The following is a 19,822-nucleotide window of genomic DNA, read 5'->3' on the forward strand; positions in this document are numbered from 1 at the left end:
CGGCCTATGGTGCTGCGGGGTGCTGTGCTGCCGGATGCTGTGCTGCGGGGTGCCGTGTTGCGGCTTCGAGGCGCGTCTCGAGGTTGTTGAAGAACACGGCCAGCATGAGTTCGAAGGCTTTGGTGGCGGCATCGGGCTGGTTCATCACCACGAAATCGAACTGCAGGCCGTAGAAGGTGGACGTAAAGAGCCTGGCATCGGTGTCCGCGTACTCTTCGGGAATGCCCTGGACCATCAGCCAGTCGCGGGTCTTGTGGTGCAGCAGGCGGAAATGCTCCTGCGCCGTGCCCCGGGGCGTGGCAGCCACAATGTCCTGCGCCGTGGCCTCGAATTCGAGCCGGGTCAGGTGCCGGTTCCGCTGGGCCATGGTCCACTGCCACGAGTCGAGCAGGAATGCCCGCCACGCGTCCCGGTCAATATCGCGGACATCGGTATTGCGCATCCGGTCCAGGCGCGACTCGATGGACACCACGATGTCGTTGATCAATTGTTCCCGGCTGCCGAAGTGGTACACCAGCGTGTAGGAGCTCATCCCCAGGCCCTCGGCGAGGCTCCGGAAGCTCAGCTCGGCCAGGGTCTTGTCCATCAGGTAGTCAAGGATGGCAGCGAGCAGTTCAGTTTTGCGTTCTGAACGGGAGGGACGTGCCATACCTCCATCCTAGGAGCCGGAAACGCCGCTGCCCGCCCGGCAGGGGCCGGGCGGGCAGTTCTTGCGGGTGAAGGACCTCAGGTCCGGGACAGCTCGTCCTCGTCATCTGACGCATCAGCTGCCTCTGCGGTGCCGGGACGGCTGTTGACGGCCGCGTTGGCTTCAGCGAAGCGCTCGTTGAGCCGCGAGTGGCGCTGGCCGTAGGCAAAGTAGATGGCCAGGCCGATGACCAGCCAGATGGCAAAGAAGATCCAGGTCTCCACGGCGAGGTTGGTCATGAGGTACAGGCACAGGACGGCGGAGACAACCGGCAGCACCTTGCCGAACGGGACACGGAAGGCCGGCTTCAGGTCCGGGCGCTTCTTGCGGAGCACCAGGATTCCCAGGCTCACCACCACGAACGCGGAGAGCGTACCGATGTTGATCATTTCCTCCAGCAGGTCCACGTTGGTAAGGCCCGCAACAAGGGCTACCGCGGCGCCGCAGATGATCTGGAGGCGTGCCGGCGTCGAACGCTTTTCGCTGGTCTTGGACAGGGCCCGGGGCAGCAGGCCATCGCGGCTCATGGCGAGCACCACACGGGACAGGCCCATGAGGAGCACCATGATCACGGTGGTCAGGCCCACCAGGGATCCGAAGGCGATGACCTTGGCGGCCGACGTGTCGCCGACCGCCTCGAAGGCGGTGGTGAGGGTGGGGCTCTTGGCCTCGGCCAGCTGGGTGTAGGACACCATCCCGGTCAGCGCCAGTGACACCAGGATGTACAGCAGCGTGACCAGGGCCAGGCCGCCGAAGATGCCCCGGGGAAGGGTCTTTTGCGGGTTCTTGACTTCCTCGGCCGAGGTAGCCACCACGTCGAATCCGATGAAGGCGAAGAACACCAGGGCGGCACCGGCGAAGATGCCCAGGGTGCCGTACTGGGCCGGGGCAGCACCGGTAAGGAAACCGAAGAAGGACTGCTTCAGCACATCCGCGCCGCCGGTGCTTGCGGTGGGCTCTGCCGCGGGAACGAACGGGGTGTAGTTTTCAACCTTGACGTAGGTGAAGCCCACCACGATCACGAAGAGCACCACGCCGATCTTGATCATGGTGAAGATGTTGCCAACCCGGGCGGAGAGCTTGGTGCCCAGGACCAGCAGCACGGTGAAGATGGCCACGATCAGGAAGGCACCCCAGTAGAGGTCCACGCCGCCCAGGGAGATGGCGGGCGGAATATCGGCGCCGGTGAGGGCGAAGACCTTGCTGAGGTAGATGCCCCAGTATTTGGCGATCACGGCGGCGGCGGTGAACAGCTCCAGGATCAGGTTCCAGCCGATGATCCAGGCAAGGAGTTCGCCCATGGTGGCATACGTGAAGACATAGGCTGAACCGGCCACGGGGATGGCGGTGGCGAACTCGGCGTAGCACATGATGGCCAGCGCGCAGGTGACGGCGGCGATGGCGAAGGACAGCGTGACGGCGGGGCCGGCGAAGTTCGCGGCAGCCTTGGCGCCAACGGAAAAGATGCCGGCGCCCACTGCAACGGCGACGCCCATGATCATGAGGTCCCAGGTGCTGAGGGAGCGCTTGAGCTTGCGTCCGGGTTCATCGGCGTCAGCGATCGATTGCTCGATTGATTTTGTCCGCAGAAGATTCATTGGGGGTCACAATCCTGGTATGTGATGGAAACAGACCTATCAACGATAGTGTCCATCCACTGGACGGTCCCAATTGTCCCGAATAGTGAGACGGCCAAAAGCCCGAACTATATTCCGCCAACGCATCCTGGGCCCTCCTGATGGAGAGCCCCGGAGCATCTTGGCCGAACTTCCTAGACGGGCCAGTCCATCAGGGTTGAGCGGATCAGGAAGCGTTTGCCCTCGGGCGCCTCCACGGAAAAGCCGCTTCCCCGGCCCGGAACAACGTCGACAGTCAGATGCGTGTGGCTCCAGTAATTGAACTGTTCCCGGGACATCCAGAACTCCAGGGGCAGGGGCTGCACTCCGTCCGACAGGTCGAACAGCCCCAGCAGGACGTCCGAATCCCCGGTGATGAAATCCCCTGCCGGGTAGCACATTGGCGAGGACCCGTCACAGCAGCCGCCCGACTGGTGGAACATGAGCGGACCGTGCCGCTCCCAGAGCATCCGCAGGAGGTCCACGGCCGCGGGCGTGAGCGCCACCCGGGAGAAGTCTTCCCCGGGCAGCGTCACGGCGGCCTCAAGCCCATGGATAGGCATCAGAACTTCAGCACCACGCGGCCGTCGATCTTGGCGTGCTTCATCTCGTCGAACACGGCGTTGACCTCGGAAAGCTCCCGCACGGAGACCGTGGGGTGGATCTTCCCCCGGGCGTAGAAATCCAGGGCTTCCGCCAGGTCCTGCCGGGTGCCGACGATCGAGCCGCGGACCGTCAACCCCTTGAGCACAATGTCGAAAATCGGCGCCGGAAAGTCCCCAGGCGGCAGACCGTTGAACACGATGGTGCCACCGCGGCGGGCCATGCCGATCGCCTGCCCGAACGCTGACGGGTGCACCGCAGTAACCAGGACTCCATGGCAGCCTCCTGTTTCCCGTTGGATCACTTCCGCCGGGTCTTCATGCAAGGCGTTGACTGTCACTTCGGCGCCGTGGGTCCTTGCCAGGGCGAGTTTGTCGTCGGCGATATCCACCGCGGCGACGCGCAGGCCCATGGCCGCTGCGTATTGGACGGCGATATGGCCCAGGCCACCGATGCCGGAGATGGTGACCCATTGGCCCGGCGTCGCCTCGGTCATCTTCAGGCCTTTGTAGACGGTGACGCCGGCGCAGAGCACCGGCGCCACCTCGACGGGGTCGGATCCCGCCGGTATGCGGGCCGCGAAGCGCGAGTCCACGAGCATGTACTCCCCGAAGGAGCCGTCCACGCTGTAGCCGCCGTTCTGTTGCGACTCGCACAGTGTTTCCCAGCCGGTGCGGCAGTACTGGCAGTCGCCGCAGGCGGACCAGAGCCAGGCGTTGCCCACGAGATCGCCGAGTGCGAGGTCGGTGACGCCCTCGCCGAGGGCCACCACTTCGCCGACACCTTCGTGGCCGGGAACGAACGGCGGTGTGGGCTTCACCGGCCAGTCGCCCTCCGCGGCGTGCAGGTCCGTGTGGCAGACGCCGGTGGTGAGCACCTTGACCAGTGCCTGCCCGGGCCCGGGCACCGGAACGTCGATGTCCTGGACGGACAGTTCGGTGCCGAATTCGGTTACTACTGCTGCTTGCATTGTCGTCGTCATTGGCGAAATCCTTGCGTCGTTGTAGTGGAGGTGGTGCGGCTGGGCCTAGAAGAAGCCCAGCTTGTTCTCGTCGTAGCTGACCAGCAGGTTCTTGGTCTGCTGGTAGTGGTCCAGCATCATGGCGTGGTTTTCCCGGCCGATGCCGGAGGACTTGTACCCGCCGAAGGCGGCACCGGCCGGATAGGCGTGGTAGTTGTTGACCCAGACGCGTCCGGCCTGGATTTCCCGGCCGGCGCGGTAGGCCACGTTGCCGTTGCGGGACCATACGCCGGCGCCCAGGCCGTAGAGGGTGTCGTTGGCGATGCCCATGGCGTCGTTGTAGTCGCTGAACCTTGTCACGGCCACGACGGGCCCGAAGATCTCCTCCTGGAAGATCCGCATCCTGTTGTGCCCCTCGAACACGGTGGGCTGGACGTAGAAGCCGCCTGCCAGGTCGCCCGGCAGTTCGGCACGGGCGCCGCCGGTGAGGATCTTGGCGCCTTCCTGCTTTCCGATGTCGATGTAGGAGAGGATCTTCTCCAGCTGGTCGTTGGAGGCCTGGGCGCCCACCTGGGTTTCGGTGTCCAGCGGGTTGCCCTGGATCATCTTCTCCACCCGCGCCACGGCATCGGCCATGAAGGACTCGTAGATGTCTTCCTGCACCAGGGCGCGGGACGGGCAGGTGCAGACCTCGCCTTGGTTGAAGGCGAACAGGGCGAAGCCCTCCTGCGCCTTGTCGTAGAAGGCGTCGTTCTCCTGGGCGACGTCGTTGAAGAAGATGTTGGGGCTCTTGCCGCCCAGTTCCAGGGTGACGGGGATCAGGTTCTGGCTGGCGTACTGGCTGATGAGCCGCCCGGTGGTGGTTTCGCCGGTGAACGCGATCTTGCGGATCCGGGAGCTGGAAGCCAGCGGCTTGCCGGCCTCCACGCCGAAGCCGTTGACCACGTTGATCACGCCCGCGGGCAGGAGGTCGCCGATGAGTTCCATCAGGACCAGGATGGAACTCGGTGTCTGCTCGGCGGGCTTGAGCACCACGGTGTTGCCGGCCGCGAGCGCGGGGGCCAGCTTCCAGACGGCCATCAGGATGGGGAAGTTCCAGGGGATGATCTGGCCCACCACGCCGAGCGGTTCGTGGAAGTGGTAGGCGGTGGTGTTGTCGTCCAGCTGGGACAGGCTGCCTTCCTGGGCCCGGACGGCTGAGGCGAAGTACCGGAAGTGGTCCGAGGCCAGCGGGAGGTCTGCGTTGAGGGTTTCCCGGACCGGCTTGCCGTTGTCCCAGGTTTCGGCGACGGCGAGCATTTCGAGGTTTTCGTCGATGCGGTCCGCGATCTTGTTCAGGATGGCGGCCCGTTCTGCCACGGAGGTCTTGCCCCAGGACGGTGCGGCTTTGTGGGCCGCGTCCAGCGCCAGCTCGATGTCTTCGGCGGTGCCGCGGGCCACCTCGCAGAAGGCCTTGCCCGTGACCGGGGTGATGTTTTCGAAGTACTGGCCCTTCACCGGGGCAACCCATTCGCCACCAATCCAGTTCTCGTACCGGTCCTTGAAGGTGACCTTCGAACCGTCGGTTCCTGGCTGTGCGTAAACGGTCATTGCTTAGCTCCTTTGCTGTGCAGGAGGCCGGCCCGCTGGGGGCCCGCCGATGCCTACAGCGTAGGAGCCGGGAGGTTGCAGCCAGGTTGCAACCGTGGTTGAGGTTGCCGAACCCCGGTTTCGACGATCGCAACCATCGGGTGGCCGGGTTTCAGGCGCGGAGCTCGGCTTCCAGCCGTTCAAGATCAGCGACGACGGCGGCCCGCTTGGGTGAGCGCGGCGGCAGGAGGCGGAGTGCGGCGTGGCGGATGCCGACGTCGTCAGCTGCCTCGGGAAGCGCGGCGAACTCGAGCAGGGACTCGGCGCTGCCGTCCGTCAGGACCGCCTCACGGAGCAGGGACGACACCTTGTTCCTGAGGTCCACGACACCGGGGGCCTCGGAGCGGGGCAGCACCGCGCCCCGGTAGATCTCCAGCGCAATCCGGTGGGCTCCGCGCTGCAGGCAACTGAGGACCTGGCCGGTATCGGCCACGATGTCCACCGGGAGCCGGTAGGGACGCGAGCCGGGGACGGCCTCGGGGCTGAGCTGCTGGATCACCTTGCGCAGGCGCACCATCTCGGCCCGGAGCGTCATGGTGGAGCCCTCCCCCGGGTACAGCAAAGAACTGAGTTCCTCGGCGGTGAGCCCGTCCGGATGCATGCCCAGCAGGGCAAGGATTTCACTGTGCCGGGCGGACATGGCGACTGTCTTTCCTCCGAGGCTGAGGAGTGCCTGGTCGCGGCCCAGCAGCTGGAGGCTGTTCCGGTAGAGGCTGCCTCCCGTGGCACCGCGGCCCTGCCCGGCCGCCGCAGCCGGGCTCCGGCGTCGGACGGGTTTCCTTGCCAGTTCTGCCGCGTGCTGCAGGCGCTCCACCCGCAGCTGCGCCTGCGCGGCCGCTACCGTTGCTTCGACCAGCGACAAGGTGTGCGGCGCCACCGCTGTAGCCGTCCCGGTGATGTCCACGACGCCGAGGACAGCTCCCGAGTCGGGGTCGTGGAACGGAACGGCGGTGCAGCTCCAAGGGTGGACGGCGCGCTGGTAGTGCTCTGCGCCGGAGATCTGGATTCCCCGGCCCAGGGCGAGTGCCGTTCCGGGTGCGCTGGTGCCCACGCTCGCTTCGGACCAGTTGGCGCCGGCGACGAACATCATGCCTTCAGCCCGGCGCTGGAGCGCGGGATCGCCGTCCACCCAGAGGAGCCTGCCCACTTCGTCCCCGACGGCCACCAGGAGCCCGCTGTCGTGGCTGGGCTGCACCAGCAGTTTGTTGATGACCGGCATGATCGCGGCCAAGGGGTGCCGGCGGCGGTAGTCCTCCAGCTCATCCCAGTCGAACGCCAGGGGCGCGGCGGCGTTGTCCGGGTTCGCTTTGAAACAAGCGGACCGCAGCCAGGATTCGCGGATCAGGGCGCGCAAACCGGGTATTTCAGGGGTGGCGTCAGCGAACGCTTGGTCCAGGCGCTCGTGTCCGGCCAGCGCGGCACGCTGGCGCGGTTCAGGCTGGATCAGGTTCGTCATCGAACTCCCGGAAAGCGCAGGGGTGTGGCGGCTATTCTAACCCCGCCGGCCGGAGGCTCAGCCGCGGGAGATACGGATCATTTCCTCGCGCGGGACCACCTTGATGCGTTCGCGCACCACGTGGTCCAGCCCTTCGGGGCCGGTCCAGGCAGCGCCGAGGCCGGCCTCGTGGGCGTCGAGCTTGTTCCAGCCCTCCCATGTGGTGTACTCGATGCCGCGCTCCTCCAGGAGGTCGATAATGGCCTGCGGATCCGGGTTGCGGGCCGCCGGGAGGTTCAACCGGTCCTCCAACAGGAACCCGATGGTCTCCAGGGCATCGCCCTTGGTGTGCCCGATCAGGCCGACGGGGCCGCGCTTGATCCAGCCGGTGGCGTAGATTCCGGGGACCGGCTTGCCCTCGGCGTCCAGGACACGGCCGCCCTCGTTCGGAATGACTCCGCGCTTGGCGTCATACTCCAGTTCGTCAAGGGCCGAGCCGTGGTAGCCGATGGCACGGTAGACGGCCTGGACGGGATATTCGACGTACTCCCCCGTCCCTTTGGCGTTTCCGGTCCCGTCCAGCTGCATCCGCTCGAACTTGATGCCGTCCACCTTGCCCGTGCCGTCGTCGAGCACTTCAACGGGACTGTGCAGGAAGTGCAGGTGCAGCCGGCGGGAGGACGGGTTCTCGGCTTCGGCGTGCTCTTCCACGAGCCAGTTGGTGAGGGTGTTCACCATGGTCTTGATCTGGTTGTTGCTGCGGATGGCCTCGTCCGAGGCGTCGTCGAATTCGAAATCCTCCGGGTAGAGCACGATGTCGACGTCGTCCATGTGGCTGAGCTCCCGCAACTCCAGCGGGGTGAACTTGACCTGGGCGGGCCCGCGGCGGCCGAAGACGTGGACATCAGTAACGGGAGATGCCTTCAGGCCCTGGTAGACGTTGTCCGGGATTTCGGTACTGAGCAGTTCTTCCGGGTGCTTGACCAGCATGCGGGCCACGTCCAGGGCCACATTGCCGTTGCCGATGACCGCGATCTCGTTGGCGTCCAGGGGCCATTCGCGCGGAACGTCCGGATGCCCGTCGTACCAGGACACGAAGTCCGCTCCGCCAAAGGAACCACGGAGGTTGATACCCGGGATGTCCAGGTCCGCGTCCTTGACCGCGCCGGTGGAAAAGATCACGGCGTCGTAGAAAGCGCGGAAATCGTGCAGGGTGAGGTCGCGGCCGTAGGTCACGTTGCCCAGGAACCGGATGTCGCCGCGGTCCAGGACCTTGTGCAGGGCGTTGACGATGCCTTTGATCCGGGGATGGTCCGGGGCCACGCCATACCGGATCAGCCCGTACGGTGCCGGGTAAGCCTCGAAGAGGTCGATGCTGACCTGGAAGTCGCCGTCCTTGACGCCGCTGGACTTGGTGAGGATGTCCGCAGCATAGACTCCTGCCGGTCCCGCGCCGATGATGGCGACGCGGAGCGGACGGTTGGCGGCGGATTCGCTGTGATTGGTCACCGGGAGCCCTTCTGAACTGGTCCTGCTCATGATTCATGCGCTGCATGGTGCAACGCACAAGGCCCCATTCTAGTTGGCGGCCAGGGGGACCACCCGGCCTTCCCGGTACAGGAGTGCCCGGAGTTCGGCTTCGGCGGAGTCCAGCCGCTTGGGATCTATGGTTTCGCCGTCGTGGTAGTGGTCCACCACGCGGGGGTCCACGTAGCTCTTGCGGGCGATCGAGGGGGTGTTTCCCAGGGTCTCCGCGGCCTCCACCATGGCCCGGCTGATGGCGCGCTTCCGCTTGGCGGCCGTGCGCAGGGCGCCGGTGCGCGCCAGGCTGGCCGCTGCGGCAGCCGTTCCCCGCAAGGTCCGGAAGTCCTTGGCCGTGAAATCGGACCCGGTCCGCTCCTTCACATAGGCGTTGATGTCCGCGCTGGTCACGGGCCGCCAGGTGCGGCCCTCCTTGTAGGCGAGGAGCCGCGCGTTGGACCCGCGCCGCTTAAGCAGGCGCAAAAGGTCGGCGAGGTCGGGATCGCGGATTTCCGATTCCCAGTCCTTGCCGCTCTTGGCCGGAAAGCTCAGCAGGATCCTGTCTTTGCGCACCCGGACGTGGGCACACAGCAGCGTCGCCAGGCCGCGGCTGCCGTTTTCGTTGGTGTAGCGCTCGGAGCCGACCCGCAGGGATCCGCTGTCAAGCATCCGGAAGGCTGCCGCCAGGACGCGTTCACGGCTGAAACCCTCGCTTCGGAGGTCCATGGTGACCCGGCGCCGGGCCACGGGCAGCGATTCGGCCAGCTGCAAGGACCGGTCGAACTTCACCCGGTCCTTCCGCTCGCGCCACTCAGGATGGTAGATGTACTGGCGCCGCCCCACTGCGTCCAGGCCGGTGGCCTGGATGTGGCCGTTCTCGAACGGGGCGATCCAGACGTCGGTCCACGCAGGTGGAATGCCGATGCTTTCCAGCCGGTCCCGCACGGGTCCGGGCGGCAGGGTGGAACCGTCAAGGTCCCGGTAACTGAAGCCTGTTCCTGCAGCCACCCTGCGGTAGCCGCGGCCGGAGGCGTTGCTGCGCCGGAGTCTCATCGGGCGCCGGATGGCCGGTTAGCGGATGTCATAAAAGAAAGCCTACTGATTGTTTTGCGGTTTGCCCGTGTTCCGGCTGGAATACCTGCCCCGGGGCTGCTGTTATGGACATCGTGCCCATGCCAGAACGAACGTCCCACGCCGCCCCACTCACCACATCCCCGGCCCCAGGGCAGAAGCCCGCGGCCACCACGGGTCCCAAGGCCGCTGCAAAGGACACGACGGCGGGCATGCTCTTCGGCATCGGCGCGTACGTTTTGTGGGGGCTGCTCCCCCTGTACTTCTTCATCCTCATGCCAGCCGGCGCCGTCGAAATCGTGGCCAACCGCGTGGTGTGGTCGCTGTTGTTCTGCGCCCTCCTGATCACGGTGACCCGGACCTGGACCGTGCTTGCGGCTGCGGTGAGGGACCGGCGGGTGTTCGCTCCGCTCGCGTTGGCGGCGTTCCTGATCGCGATCAACTGGTTGACCTACACCTACGGCGTGACCACCGGGCAGGCAGTGGAAACCTCGCTGGGCTACTTCATCAACCCCCTCGTGTCCGTATTGCTGGGCGTGTTCGTGCTGAAGGAACGCCTCCGGCCGCTCCAGTGGGCCGCCGTCGGCGTCGGCTTCATCGCCGTGGGCGTGCTGACGTACTCGTACGGAAAGCTTCCCTGGATCGCCCTGACACTGGCATTCAGCTTCGGACTGTACGGGTTCGTCAAGAACCGGGTGGGCTCCAGGGTGGACGCCATTACCAGCCTCAGCGTGGAAACCATGGTCCTGGCCCCGCTGGCCGCTGTGGCGATGGTTGTCCTGGCCGCCGGCGGCACCGCCACGCTGACCACGCAGGGGGCCGGGCATTTCTGGCTGCTGCTGGCCTCCGGCGTCATCACCGCGGTTCCGCTGCTCTTCTTCGGCGCCTCCGCCCGGCGGCTGCCGATGACCACCATCGGGTTGCTGCAATACTTCGCGCCGGTGCTGCAGTTCCTGGTGGCCCTGCTGGTCTTCCGGGAGGCCATGACCGTGGAGCGTTGGATCGGGTTTGGAGTGGTGTGGCTGGCCCTGCTGCTGCTCACGGTGGACATGCTGCGGACGGCACGCCGGAACTCGCTGGTCCGCAGGGCCGCGCTCCGCGCCGCAGCCTGACGACTCCGGCACCTGCCAGCCTCCGCGGCAGTCAGCCTCCCCCGGCGGTCAGCCGCCCAGCGCCCGCCTCATCGCGTCGTAGGCGGGCGTTGCCTTGCCCTCGTTGAACAAGTGGTCGTGGCCCTGCTGCAGGCTGCCGTCGTCGGCGATCCACCAGTCATAGCGGTCATCCACGCCCCAGGTGGTGTAGGAGACGCAGGCAGGCGAACGCAGGCACCCGGCCAGCACTGTGGCGTACTGGTTCGCCTGCGCCTCCGTCCCCTGGCCATCCGTCACGTCGTTCTCCGAGATACGGACGTGCAGCCCGGCGTCATCGAAGCGTTTGAGCGTCCGGGCAAGGGCACCGGCGGAGATCGCGTCCGTTGCGAGGTCGTAGACGTGGGCCTGGAGGCCGACGCCGTCGATATGGCCGCCCTGGGCGTTGGTGTCCAGCGCGAGCTTGAGCAAGGCATCCTGCCGGCGGCCCGGGACATCGGCCCCGTTCTCGTTGATGAACTGCTTGACGTCCGGGTCGGCGGAGTAGACGGCCTTCGATACCACCGCCGGGTACCCGGGCCCGAAGACCCGGTACCAGATGTTCGGCTGCATGCCCGTCCCCTGGTTGGCATCGAAGGGTTCGTTGACCACGTCAAGCGAGGCGAGCCGACCCTTGAAATGCGCCGTGACGGAGCTGATGTAGTCCAGCAGTGCGGCCGCACTGGCCTGTCGCTCGACCCCGGAACCGCTGGGAAGTTCCTGCATCCAGCGCGGCATTGCCTCCGTGAAGGCGATGGTGTGGCCATGCACGGCCATGCCTTTTGCCTGCGCGATCGCGAGGATCGCGTCGGCCTCCTCGAAGGTGTACACCCCCTGCCGGGGAGACAGGAATTGCGGCTTCATGGCGTTCTCCGGCGTGAGGGCACCGAAGTTTCCAACGAATTCCCGGGCGTAGTCCTCATCCCCGGTCAGCGGGCCAAGGGCCACGGCGGCGCCCACCAGGAAGCCAGGGTGCTTTGCGGCAGCCATCGCCTGGAGCCCGTCGGCTGACTGCCGGACATCCGCGGATGCGGCAGTGGAGGTGTGCAGGCCGGCCCCCTCCGGCGCAGCTGCCGTCAGGGCAGTAACCTCGAACGTTCCGGCATCACTGGAAAACCCAAGCCACAGCTGGCCGGACGTAAACACGTTGGCAAGGGGCAGCGATGAAAGCGTTTCAGCACCGCTGCTGACCGTCAACGTATCGCCGGACCGGCGCACCGTGAGCGGGGCCGTCGGGTCCGTCACCGTGGCATGCTCTTCACGCACCGGGACCGGCTGCGTCACGTCCTTCTTTTGCGTGCCATCGAAGACCGCGACCTTCAGTTCGCCGCCCTCGAGGGTGAGCCGGAGGCCAGCCGGCTCGACGCGGAACTCGTCCGCAATGACCGGCGGACGGTCGTACAGGGCCCATGTAGCGTCGGCGGTCACACGGGCGAACGAGGCACTGAGGGAGAAGTCCCGCCCCACCACCAGGTGCGTGCCGGCAAGGTTGAGCGGCGGGTTGGGCTGGCCGCCGGCCCCGTCCTGCTCAACGATGCGCCGGGCCGTGGCCGTGACCTGGAGTCCCTCGCCGCCGGGCGCCACGCCCGGGATGCCCCGCCAGTCCCCGTGCAACAGGTCCAGCGTGAGGTCGGGCTTAGGGGAGGAGCAGGCGCCGACGACGACCAGGAGGACGGCCGCCAGCAGCACCATCAGTGCGTGCGGACGGCCAGTCATCCTGATCCCCTCAATTCCGCTAGGGCTTCGTCCAGCGAACGTCGTCAAAGTACGCCTGGAGCCCCGAGTTGCCCGTGACGATGACCTGCAGGCTGGCCTTGGCCACGGCCGTGGTGCTCGGCGAGTACGTGAGGCCCACATTGGTGACTCCCGCGGCCGTTACCCCGAGTTTGTACTGTCCGGAGATCCACTGCCCCGCGGCGTTGTACTCGTCAATGTAGAAGCCCATCTCACCGCTGGTCCGCGCCGTGACGTTCAGGTAGCTGGCGATCTTGTAAGTTCCAGGGATCACCGCCACCTGCGGGGAGAAGAGGTGCCTGTTCGCCGTCGTGGCAGCCATCTTCACTGAGTTCACCGGGTTGGCGGGGCTCCCATGGTTGGCGGAATCGGCCACGATGGTGGTGGCGGAGTCGGTGGTCCAACCGGCGCTGATGCCGGAATCGAACGTGCCGTTGGCCACGAGGTTGGCGGCTGGCGGCGGAGCCGTCTCGGCGCCGAGCGCCAGCATCTGCATATTGTCCACATAGGCTGTGATGCCGGTACCCGTGACGTAGACCTGCAGGCTTGCCGAGGCAACGCTGGTGGAGCTTGGCGTGTAGGTGAAGTTCATCGACTCCACCCATCTGCTGTTCTCCCGTTTGCGGAACTGCCCGGAAACCCACTGCCCGGCCGCGTTGTACTCATCGACGTAGAACCCGACTTCACCGCTGCTGATGGCGGCGACGTTGAGGAAAGCCTTGAACATGTAGTTTGTCCCCGCGGTAACCGGAACAGTCGGCGAGAAGAGGTGGCCTGCCGCGGTCCCGGACACCAGCTTTACCGACTTTGCGTAGTCGGGGTAGCTCCCGTTGTTGCCGGCATCGGCGGTGATCGTGGCGGGGGCGTCGGTGCGCCATCCGTCGGCGATGCCGTTGTTGAAGGTAGGGTTGGCAAGCTTGTTGGGGCTGCCGTTCACCAGGCCCTTGCTGACGTTGACGTTCTTGATCTGGCCGGCCGCCACCTTTGTCTGCACGTAGGCGGCCAACTGGTCAAGCTCCGCCGTGCCGTATTGGTAGTCGTCCGGGGTCTGGCTGGGCGAGGTCCGGATGTCATGGAAGGTGAAGATGGCCCAGGTCTTGTTCGTGATGGCCTCATCCACCTTCGCCTTCAGCGTGGAAACCGGGGTGGTCCTTTCCTGAACCGGGGTGTTGTGGAGCAGGAGGTCCCCGAGCGGCCAGATGTTGTTGCCGACGTCGGCGAAGCCCCGCATGGAGCTGTAGTACTTGGCGATCCGGGCGAGGGCCGGCATGTCGTAGTCGCCGTACGGCGGGGCGAAGGCGGTCGGGTTAAAGCCGTGCGCCACCAGTGCCGACTTGCTGTTGAGCAGTTCGGCGTCAACTTGGGCCGCCGTCAACTTGGTGGCCTGGCAGTCGTTGCCCACGCTCACCAGGCATTGGTGATCCACGGTATGCGATCCGATTTCCCAGCCGTAGGTGTTCTGCAGCTGGGTGATCTGGTCCCACGTCATGTAGGGGACATCGGTATTGGCCCGGCACGTGTTCGGCACCGTTGTCATGCCGACGCAGTTGGTGATGATGTAGCTGGTGCCGGTGAGCCCGTATTTCTTGAGGGTCGGTGCAGCCTGGGTCAGGGCGTTCTGCATGCCGTCGTCGAACGTGAAGGACACGAGCGGCGTTGCGGTGGAATTGTCGGTGGCGGCATTGGCGGCCGCCGGGGACAGCAAAGCGGTGGCCAGGGCCCATACCGCCACTCCTATGGTCGCGAGCATGGCGCGGCGGCGCCCCACTCCGGACCTGGTTCTCATCATGACTTTCTCCTTCTCTGGGGTGGCGGAGGCACCGCGGTGGCGCCGCCTGATGGTGGTCACTGGCCCTCCAGCAGTTCGAACGCACGGGCAACAGGCTGGACCTGAAGCCCGCTGTCCCCGATAAGCTGCAGCTGGTTTGCGAGGACGTCGCTGGTTATGGTGCTGCGGTCCGCCGCAATGGTGTGCTCTTGTGTTCCGGAGGAATCGGCAGCCGCGATCTGGTGGTAGACAAGGATCAGCCAGCCGTTTGACCGGGCAGTCTCGGCGAGCGCGTCCTTGAGCGTTTCCGGGGTGGTCTCGTCGGTGACGTAGAGGACTTTCAGGTCGTGCGGATCAATGTTTTGTCTGGTGTTGATGCCATCATCTGTACCGCGCACGATCCTGAAGTATTTGCTCGCATACCAGTCGACCTGCGGGTCGGAGCGCCCGTAGGGGGGTGCGAGGTCGTCCGTGGGGAGGCCTGCGGAGGCGAGCGCATCTTCACTTTTGCGCAGCTCATCGTCCAGCCGGTCCGTGCCCAGGGAGGTCAGGTCCGCATGTTCATAACTGTGCGCCGCGATCTCGTGACCGGCTTGGTGCATTTGCTGGACCTCGGCGGCGGTGACGAAGTCCGGCGTCTCAATGGAACTGGGGTTGACGTATTGGGTGGAGCGGAAGCCATGCTTGTCCAGCAGCGGCAAGGCGCGGTCGTACACTGACTGCCAGCCGTCGTCGAACGTAATGGAGACCATGGGCCGGTTCCAGCGAAGCGGACCCGGCTTGGTGATATCCATCAGCGAGTAGTCCCTGACACCCGTAGTGCCATTGCCATGGGAGATGAGGGTGACCATCGCCGTTACGGCTCCCTCCGGGACCTGGAAGCCTTCGCTGATGGCGGTCCAGTCCCCCGCCGGCGGGACCGTCTCCAGGCTGTGGAACTTGCGTCCGCCGCCGGCCAGTTCGAACTCCGCCACCACGTCAACCTCGCGGTCTGCGCGGTAGGACGCCCCGAACGTGTAGTACCGGTCGGCGGCCACCGGGACGGGCTGGTACTGCCATTTCTCCTCCCCATCCTGGTAATTGGAGGTGCGCGTCCAGAGGAAGCTGCCGCGCCCGTCCTCTGCGCGCCCTGCTTCAAGGGTCGAACGGCCGGAGGAGTAAGGGGACCACATCTCGGGTTCGCCGGGTTCGGTACCGCCAAATCCGGGGTTGGGGATCAAATTCGTACCGGCCGGCGCGGCGGGGGCCGGGCGGACGTCGTCGGCCGTTTCCAGGTACGCGCCCTCCACACTGGCGCTGCCCGCGGACGCGAACCGGAAGACGTATTCGACCGCAGTGATGGCGTCTCCGGCATTGAACGCATCACTGACGGTGAAGGCGGACGTGCCTGGCCGCTCGAGCGGATTCCGCAATTGTTCGAGCGTGGTGCGGCCGTCGCTGAGATGCTTGCGGACCAGCAGCCTGAAGTCTGTGTCACTGCTGGCGAATGCCTTGAACAGGTAGTTCTTTCCGGCCGTAAGACTCACCAGCGGGCTGGTCAGAGTGACATCTCCGGTGGCGTAGTGGGTGATGTTGAGCTTGAGCGCCCGGCCGCCCATCTGTCCGGCCGCAAGGTCCAGCGTGGTCTGGGCATCGCCGCTGTGATTGACCGACCAGCCGCCCACCGTCCCGGCAGGGGTTGAGGGGCCCGATGCCGGAGGACCCACCGCAGCAGGGTACAGCGCCGGAAGCAGGTTGGCACCCGGTCGCGGCTGGGCGATGCTGGCAGTCCTGTTGGAGTACAGCAGCCACCCGGCGGTGGTCAGCAGGACCATCACCGTGATGACGACGAGCGGGTTCAGGAGTACGCGGCGGATCCGCCGGCGCTTAGGTGGCATGGGTGGTCACCGCCACGCTGCCGGCCCGCTGCGGAGACTTCCAGGTGTTGATTTCCGGACGCCTGACCAGCCCGGGCGAGCGGACGATGCAACGGACAGCGGCCGCCAACTGCACCAGGTCCATGATGTAGAACAGGAAGTATGCCGTCGGAGCATATGCAGACAACCTGGCCCGTTCGCGCACCGTCAGGTTCTCGTCCATCCAAATGGTGAACAGCGTGTACGCGGTAATGGTTGCGTAGGCCCCGACGATCAAGGCAGGGGTGTAGGTGACCAGCGACCAATAGACCGCATAGGTCCAGGCCAGCGGCGAGACAAGGAGGGTGAACTCGCTGAGGACGGCCATGGGCATCCGGTAGCAGGTCAGTGTGCTGGTGTAGCGGCGGCTCGGATTCAACGTCATGCTGCGGTACTTGATGAGGTTCTGGAGGCTGCCGTACTTCCAGCGGTAGCGTTGTTTGGCCAGGGCCCGCAGCGTCAGCACGCCCTCGGTCTTGGCCACGACATCGGCACCGTAAACCATGCGGAAGCGGCGGTTGCCCAGATGGGTGATCTTGGCGCTCAGCCCGATGTCCTCGGTGAGGGTGTCCGTGTCGTAAAACCCCACCTTCCGAAGTACCCGCATCCGATAGGTGGAGGCAACCCCGCCCACCACGAACTCGCAGTTTAGAAGCGAAAACAGCTTCTTTGAGCGGTAGCCGATCATGTGCTCGAACCGCTGCAGGATGCCCAGCGCCGTCGTCTCCTCCATGATCTGCACGTTGGCGGCAACACCCGCCACGTACGGGTCCTCGAAATAGGACAGCGCATTGGAAATCGCATCGGGCTGGATGACCGAATCGGCGTCGAGGGTCATCACGAACTGGCCGCGCGCACAGCGGCGAAGCACGGCGTTAAGTGCCGCCCCCTTGCCCACGTTCTTGTGCATGCGCACGCACCGCAGGTCCATCCCGGGGTGGCGCAGCTGGTAGTCGCGGACCAGCCGGCCGGTAAGGTCACCGGAGGCGTCGTCAGCGACGAAGACCTCGACGGACCGGTAGGTGCTGCGGCCGATGGAGTCCAGGGTCCGCACGATCACCGCTTCCTCATTGTGGGCGGCGATCACGATCGACACCAGCCCGGGCATTTCGGGGAGGGCCCGCCTGGTCCACGTGGCGGTGGCTGCACATTCCGGCTGGTATGCGACGGGCAACCGGATGCCCCGGATTCCTTTCCGGCGCTGTTGCCAGATGTCGTAAAAGTTGGCCCCGGCCAGGTAAAGGCCAAAGTGCACAACATAGAGGATGCTGACGCTCGCAAAGAGCCAGAAAATCACGAGCGCGAAGTCCACGCTCATACGTCCGCGGGATGTGCGGCCAGCGCGGAAAACTGCGCGGCGGCCCTGGGTTCACCCGGGGCAGGCGTTTCGGGAACCACCGGCGCGGTTTTGGCTTTGGTTGCCGGCCCAGGGTCGATGGGGGCCATGATGGGTTGAACGGCTGCATCGGGAACCGCCGGTGCGGCTGCCGCGGCGAGAGCTTTGCGTGCGGTGTGCCGGTAGAAGCGGATTCCCACGAAGCGGATTACCAGGGTCAGGGTGACCGCGATCCACAGGACCAGGCTCAGCTGGGCCACGAAACCGAGCAGGCTCTCGAACATCGCGCCGTCCCGGCCGAAGGTGGCTTGGGTTGGAACGGCAAAACCTGCCGGATACCTCATCACTGCACCCCCCGAATGCTGTTCATGCGGGCCCCGCCAGGCGCCCGGCGGCGTTGCCGGGAGGCCCTTGGTCCCTCATCGATGTCAGCCGCGACGATGCCGGCCCGGTCCTTGGTTCCCCTTGAAGGCTGGGTCATTGCGTTCCCTCCAGCAAGATTTGGATAATTGCTTTTTTCGCACGCCGAAATGGCGTTGGGGCCTGGCCCGGAAAGCGCACAGGTGCCCTGCTGTAATGGAAGTCATTGCCATCAGCCGTCTTCGGTGGGCAGCGTCATTACCCGGCGGCCGGCACGATCGGGACAGGGAGGCAGCTCCGCCATACGGTATGGGAGGGCGGCAACGGCGGCCTGCCGTACCGGGCACTCCCGTCTCTTCTACGGGGTTGTCTACAACCGAAGGACCGGGGATTCGTCCCCAACCTTGGGCCTTCCAGGAGCCACTGCCTGACCCGTTTACAGGTCAAAATTACGTATCCCGTGGTAGGCCGAACACGAGTACTAAGTACTCGTAAAGATAATTTGGGGGTACTTACGGCAGGAGCCTTGGTAGGCCGGCGGCTGCCCGTTGCCAACCCCGCACTGTTTAGGTAGTTGAGGCCCGAAGGGGTGGGGCCTAGGTAGCCCCTACGGGCAGGCGCCGGTTAAACGCCAAAAGGCGGCACCCGCTGGGGTGCCGCCTTTCGCGTCAGAAGGAAGTTTGCCTAGGCGTGGGCCTTGATGGCAGCCGCGAGGACCTCCAGGCCGTCCGCCAACAGCTCGTCGGTGATGACCAGCGGGGGCAGCAGGCGGATGACGTTGCCGTAGGTGCCACAGGTGAGGATGATGACGCCTTCCTTGAGGCAGGCGGCGGCCACGGACTTGGTCAGCTCCGGGTTGGGTTCCGTGGAACCGGCCTGGACGAGCTCGACGGCGAGCATGGCACCGCGGCCACGGACGTCGCCGATGACGGCGGTTCCGGCAGCAGCCAGGTCGGACTGCAGGTCGCGGAGCCGGCCCAGTGCGAGTTCCTCGATGTGGCGGGCACGGCCGTTGAGGTCGTATTCCTCCATGGACCCGATGGACGCCAGCGCCGCGGCGCACGCCACGGGGTTGCCGCCGTAGGTGCCGCCCAGGCCGCCGGGGTGGACGGCGTCGAGGAGGTCGGCGCGGCCGGTGATCGCGGACAGCGGCATGCCGCCGGCGATGCCCTTGGCCATGGTGATGATGTCCGGGACGACGCCCTCGTGGTTCACGGCGAACCATTCACCGGTGCGGCAGAAACCGGACTGGACCTCGTCCGCGATGAAGACGATGCCCTTGTCCTTGGCCCAGGCGGCCAGCGCCGGCAGGAAGCCCTCGGCCGGGACGATGAAGCCGCCCTCGCCCTGGATGGGTTCGATGATGATCGCGGCAACCTGGTCCCCGCCGATCTGCTTTTCGATCATGGTGATGGCGCGCTTTGCTGCCTCGGCACCGGTGATGGAGGGGTTCTCCTCGCGGTACGGGTAGCTCATGGGCATGCGGTAGACCTCAGGGGCGAACGGGCCGAAGTTGGTCTTGTACGGCATGGCCTTGGCGGTCAGCGCCATGGTCAGGTTGGTGCGGCCGTGGTAGGCGTGGTCGAAGGCGACGACGGCGTCCCGGCCGGTTGCCAGCCGGGCCACCTTGACGGCGTTCTCCACGGCCTCGGCGCCGGAGTTGAAGAGGACGGTGCGCTTTTCGTGGTCACCCGGGGTGAGGCGGTTCAGCTGCTCGGCGACCGCGACGTAGCCCTCGTACGGGGTGACCATGAAGCAGGTATGGGTGAAGTGCTCCACCGCTTCCTTGACGGCACCGACGACGGCGGGGTCGGAGGCACCCACGCTGGTCACGGCGATGCCCGAGCCGAGGTCGATGAAGGAGTTGCCGTCGACGTCGTGGATGATGCCGCCGTCGGCGTCTGCAACGTAGACCGGGACGCTGGAGGCGACGCCGGCAGCCACCACGGACTTGCGGCGCTCGGTCAATGCCACGGACTTGGGGCCCGGGAAGTCGGCCTGGACGTTGCGCTTCTGCTCGAGCCGGTAGGTGATGTCTGATGCGGTGGTGGTCATTGGGGTTCTTTCTGTGCTGGTGG

General features: G+C 65.8%; 15 protein-coding genes. 1 reads left to right on the forward strand and 14 read right to left on the reverse strand.

The genetic code is table 11. The annotated features are described in order from the left end of the window. Positions 1-4: 4 nt before the first annotated feature. The 8 genes from DFO47_RS01120 to DFO47_RS01155 all read right to left on the reverse strand — a co-directional run bounded on the left by DFO47_RS01120 (position 5) and on the right by DFO47_RS01155 (position 9,506). A complete protein-coding gene (locus tag DFO47_RS01120) occupies positions 5-649 on the reverse strand; it encodes a TetR/AcrR family transcriptional regulator (RefSeq protein WP_133830367.1) in 645 nt (214 codons plus the stop codon). 77 nt (positions 650-726) lie between these two features. After that, positions 727-2,286, reverse strand: coding sequence for an amino acid permease (locus DFO47_RS01125; protein WP_109044313.1), 1,560 nt, complete (start codon positions 2,284-2,286; stop codon positions 727-729). 173 nt (positions 2,287-2,459) lie between these two features. After that, on the reverse strand, positions 2,460-2,867 hold the full coding sequence (locus tag DFO47_RS01130; RefSeq protein ID WP_018760549.1) for a DUF779 domain-containing protein: 408 nt from the start codon (positions 2,865-2,867) through the stop codon (positions 2,460-2,462). Further along, the gene (gene adhP / locus DFO47_RS01135) at positions 2,867-3,889 is read right to left on the reverse strand and encodes an alcohol dehydrogenase AdhP (RefSeq protein ID WP_208294352.1); all 1,023 of its coding nucleotides are present in this window, start codon (positions 3,887-3,889) and stop codon (positions 2,867-2,869) included. Before adhP ends, DFO47_RS01130 begins: the two co-directional genes overlap by 1 nt. Before the next feature lie 45 nt (positions 3,890-3,934). Next, positions 3,935-5,458: an aldehyde dehydrogenase family protein gene (locus DFO47_RS01140; protein WP_133830368.1), complete on the reverse strand. Its 1,524-nt coding sequence runs from the start codon at positions 5,456-5,458 to the stop codon at positions 3,935-3,937. Positions 5,459-5,609: 151 nt separating this feature from the next. Further along, the gene (locus DFO47_RS01145; protein WP_133830369.1) at positions 5,610-6,953 is read right to left on the reverse strand and encodes a helix-turn-helix domain-containing protein; all 1,344 of its coding nucleotides are present in this window, start codon (positions 6,951-6,953) and stop codon (positions 5,610-5,612) included. A 57-nt stretch (positions 6,954-7,010) separates the two neighbouring features. Further along, a complete protein-coding gene (locus DFO47_RS01150; RefSeq protein ID WP_133830370.1) occupies positions 7,011-8,441 on the reverse strand; it encodes an FAD-dependent oxidoreductase in 1,431 nt (476 codons plus the stop codon). Between the two features lie 69 nt (positions 8,442-8,510). Then, positions 8,511-9,506, reverse strand: a complete 996-nt coding sequence (locus DFO47_RS01155) for a DNA topoisomerase IB (RefSeq protein WP_133830371.1) — start codon at positions 9,504-9,506, stop codon at positions 8,511-8,513. Positions 9,507-9,625: 119 nt separating this feature from the next. Between DFO47_RS01155 and rarD the strand changes: the two genes are divergently transcribed. Continuing rightward, complete coding sequence (gene rarD / locus DFO47_RS01160) at positions 9,626-10,636, forward strand: EamA family transporter RarD (protein ID WP_243835286.1); 1,011 nt, start codon at positions 9,626-9,628, stop codon at positions 10,634-10,636. A gap of 48 nt (positions 10,637-10,684) precedes the next feature. Here rarD and DFO47_RS01165 read toward each other — a convergent pair whose 3' ends face one another. The 6 genes from DFO47_RS01165 to gabT all read right to left on the reverse strand — a co-directional run bounded on the left by DFO47_RS01165 (position 10,685) and on the right by gabT (position 19,799). Continuing rightward, positions 10,685-12,367: an endo-1,4-beta-xylanase gene (locus DFO47_RS01165; protein WP_133830373.1), complete on the reverse strand. Its 1,683-nt coding sequence runs from the start codon at positions 12,365-12,367 to the stop codon at positions 10,685-10,687. 19 nt (positions 12,368-12,386) lie between these two features. Further along, a complete protein-coding gene (locus tag DFO47_RS01170) occupies positions 12,387-14,174 on the reverse strand; it encodes a polysaccharide deacetylase family protein (RefSeq protein WP_133830374.1) in 1,788 nt (595 codons plus the stop codon). Between the two features lie 56 nt (positions 14,175-14,230). Then, entirely contained in the window at positions 14,231-16,030 is a 1,800-nt protein-coding gene (locus DFO47_RS01175; protein WP_133830375.1) for a polysaccharide deacetylase family protein, read from the reverse strand. Continuing rightward, entirely contained in the window at positions 16,020-17,366 is a 1,347-nt protein-coding gene (locus DFO47_RS01180; RefSeq protein ID WP_133830376.1) for a glycosyltransferase family 2 protein, read from the reverse strand. The genes DFO47_RS01175 and DFO47_RS01180 overlap by 11 nt, the downstream gene beginning before the upstream one ends. Beyond that, on the reverse strand, positions 17,363-17,728 hold the full coding sequence (locus tag DFO47_RS01185; protein WP_133830377.1) for a hypothetical protein: 366 nt from the start codon (positions 17,726-17,728) through the stop codon (positions 17,363-17,365). Before DFO47_RS01185 ends, DFO47_RS01180 begins: the two co-directional genes overlap by 4 nt. Positions 17,729-18,428: 700 nt before the next feature. After that, positions 18,429-19,799, reverse strand: a complete 1,371-nt coding sequence (gene gabT / locus DFO47_RS01190) for a 4-aminobutyrate--2-oxoglutarate transaminase (protein ID WP_133830378.1) — start codon at positions 19,797-19,799, stop codon at positions 18,429-18,431. Positions 19,800-19,822: the final 23 nt, after the last annotated feature.

It is taken from the genome of Arthrobacter sp. AG258 (assembly GCF_004364695.1).
Classification (GTDB): Bacteria; Actinomycetota; Actinomycetes; order Actinomycetales; family Micrococcaceae; genus Arthrobacter.

Excerpts from the sequence above, each read along its gene's own strand:
- DFO47_RS01185 (WP_133830377.1), bottom strand. The coding sequence starts at position 17,728 with ATGAGGTATCCGGCAGGTTTTGCCGTTCCAACCCAAGCCACCTTCGGC.
- DFO47_RS01180 (WP_133830376.1), bottom strand. The coding sequence starts at position 17,366 with ATGAGCGTGGACTTCGCGCTCGTGATTTTCTGGCTCTTTGCGAGCGTC.
- gabT (WP_133830378.1), bottom strand. The coding sequence starts at position 19,799 with ATGACCACCACCGCATCAGACATCACCTACCGGCTCGAGCAGAAGCGC.
- DFO47_RS01130 (WP_018760549.1), bottom strand. The coding sequence starts at position 2,867 with ATGCCTATCCATGGGCTTGAGGCCGCCGTGACGCTGCCCGGGGAAGAC.
- DFO47_RS01120 (WP_133830367.1), bottom strand. The coding sequence starts at position 649 with ATGGCACGTCCCTCCCGTTCAGAACGCAAAACTGAACTGCTCGCTGCC.
- DFO47_RS01175 (WP_133830375.1), bottom strand. The coding sequence starts at position 16,030 with ATGCCACCTAAGCGCCGGCGGATCCGCCGCGTACTCCTGAACCCGCTC.
- DFO47_RS01155 (WP_133830371.1), bottom strand. The coding sequence starts at position 9,506 with ATGAGACTCCGGCGCAGCAACGCCTCCGGCCGCGGCTACCGCAGGGTG.
- adhP (WP_208294352.1), bottom strand. The coding sequence starts at position 3,889 with ATGACGACGACAATGCAAGCAGCAGTAGTAACCGAATTCGGCACCGAA.
- DFO47_RS01165 (WP_133830373.1), bottom strand. The coding sequence starts at position 12,367 with ATGACTGGCCGTCCGCACGCACTGATGGTGCTGCTGGCGGCCGTCCTC.
- DFO47_RS01170 (WP_133830374.1), bottom strand. The coding sequence starts at position 14,174 with ATGATGAGAACCAGGTCCGGAGTGGGGCGCCGCCGCGCCATGCTCGCG.
- DFO47_RS01140 (WP_133830368.1), bottom strand. The coding sequence starts at position 5,458 with ATGACCGTTTACGCACAGCCAGGAACCGACGGTTCGAAGGTCACCTTC.
- DFO47_RS01125 (WP_109044313.1), bottom strand. The coding sequence starts at position 2,286 with ATGAATCTTCTGCGGACAAAATCAATCGAGCAATCGATCGCTGACGCC.
- rarD (WP_243835286.1), top strand. The coding sequence starts at position 9,626 with ATGCCAGAACGAACGTCCCACGCCGCCCCACTCACCACATCCCCGGCC.
- DFO47_RS01145 (WP_133830369.1), bottom strand. The coding sequence starts at position 6,953 with ATGACGAACCTGATCCAGCCTGAACCGCGCCAGCGTGCCGCGCTGGCC.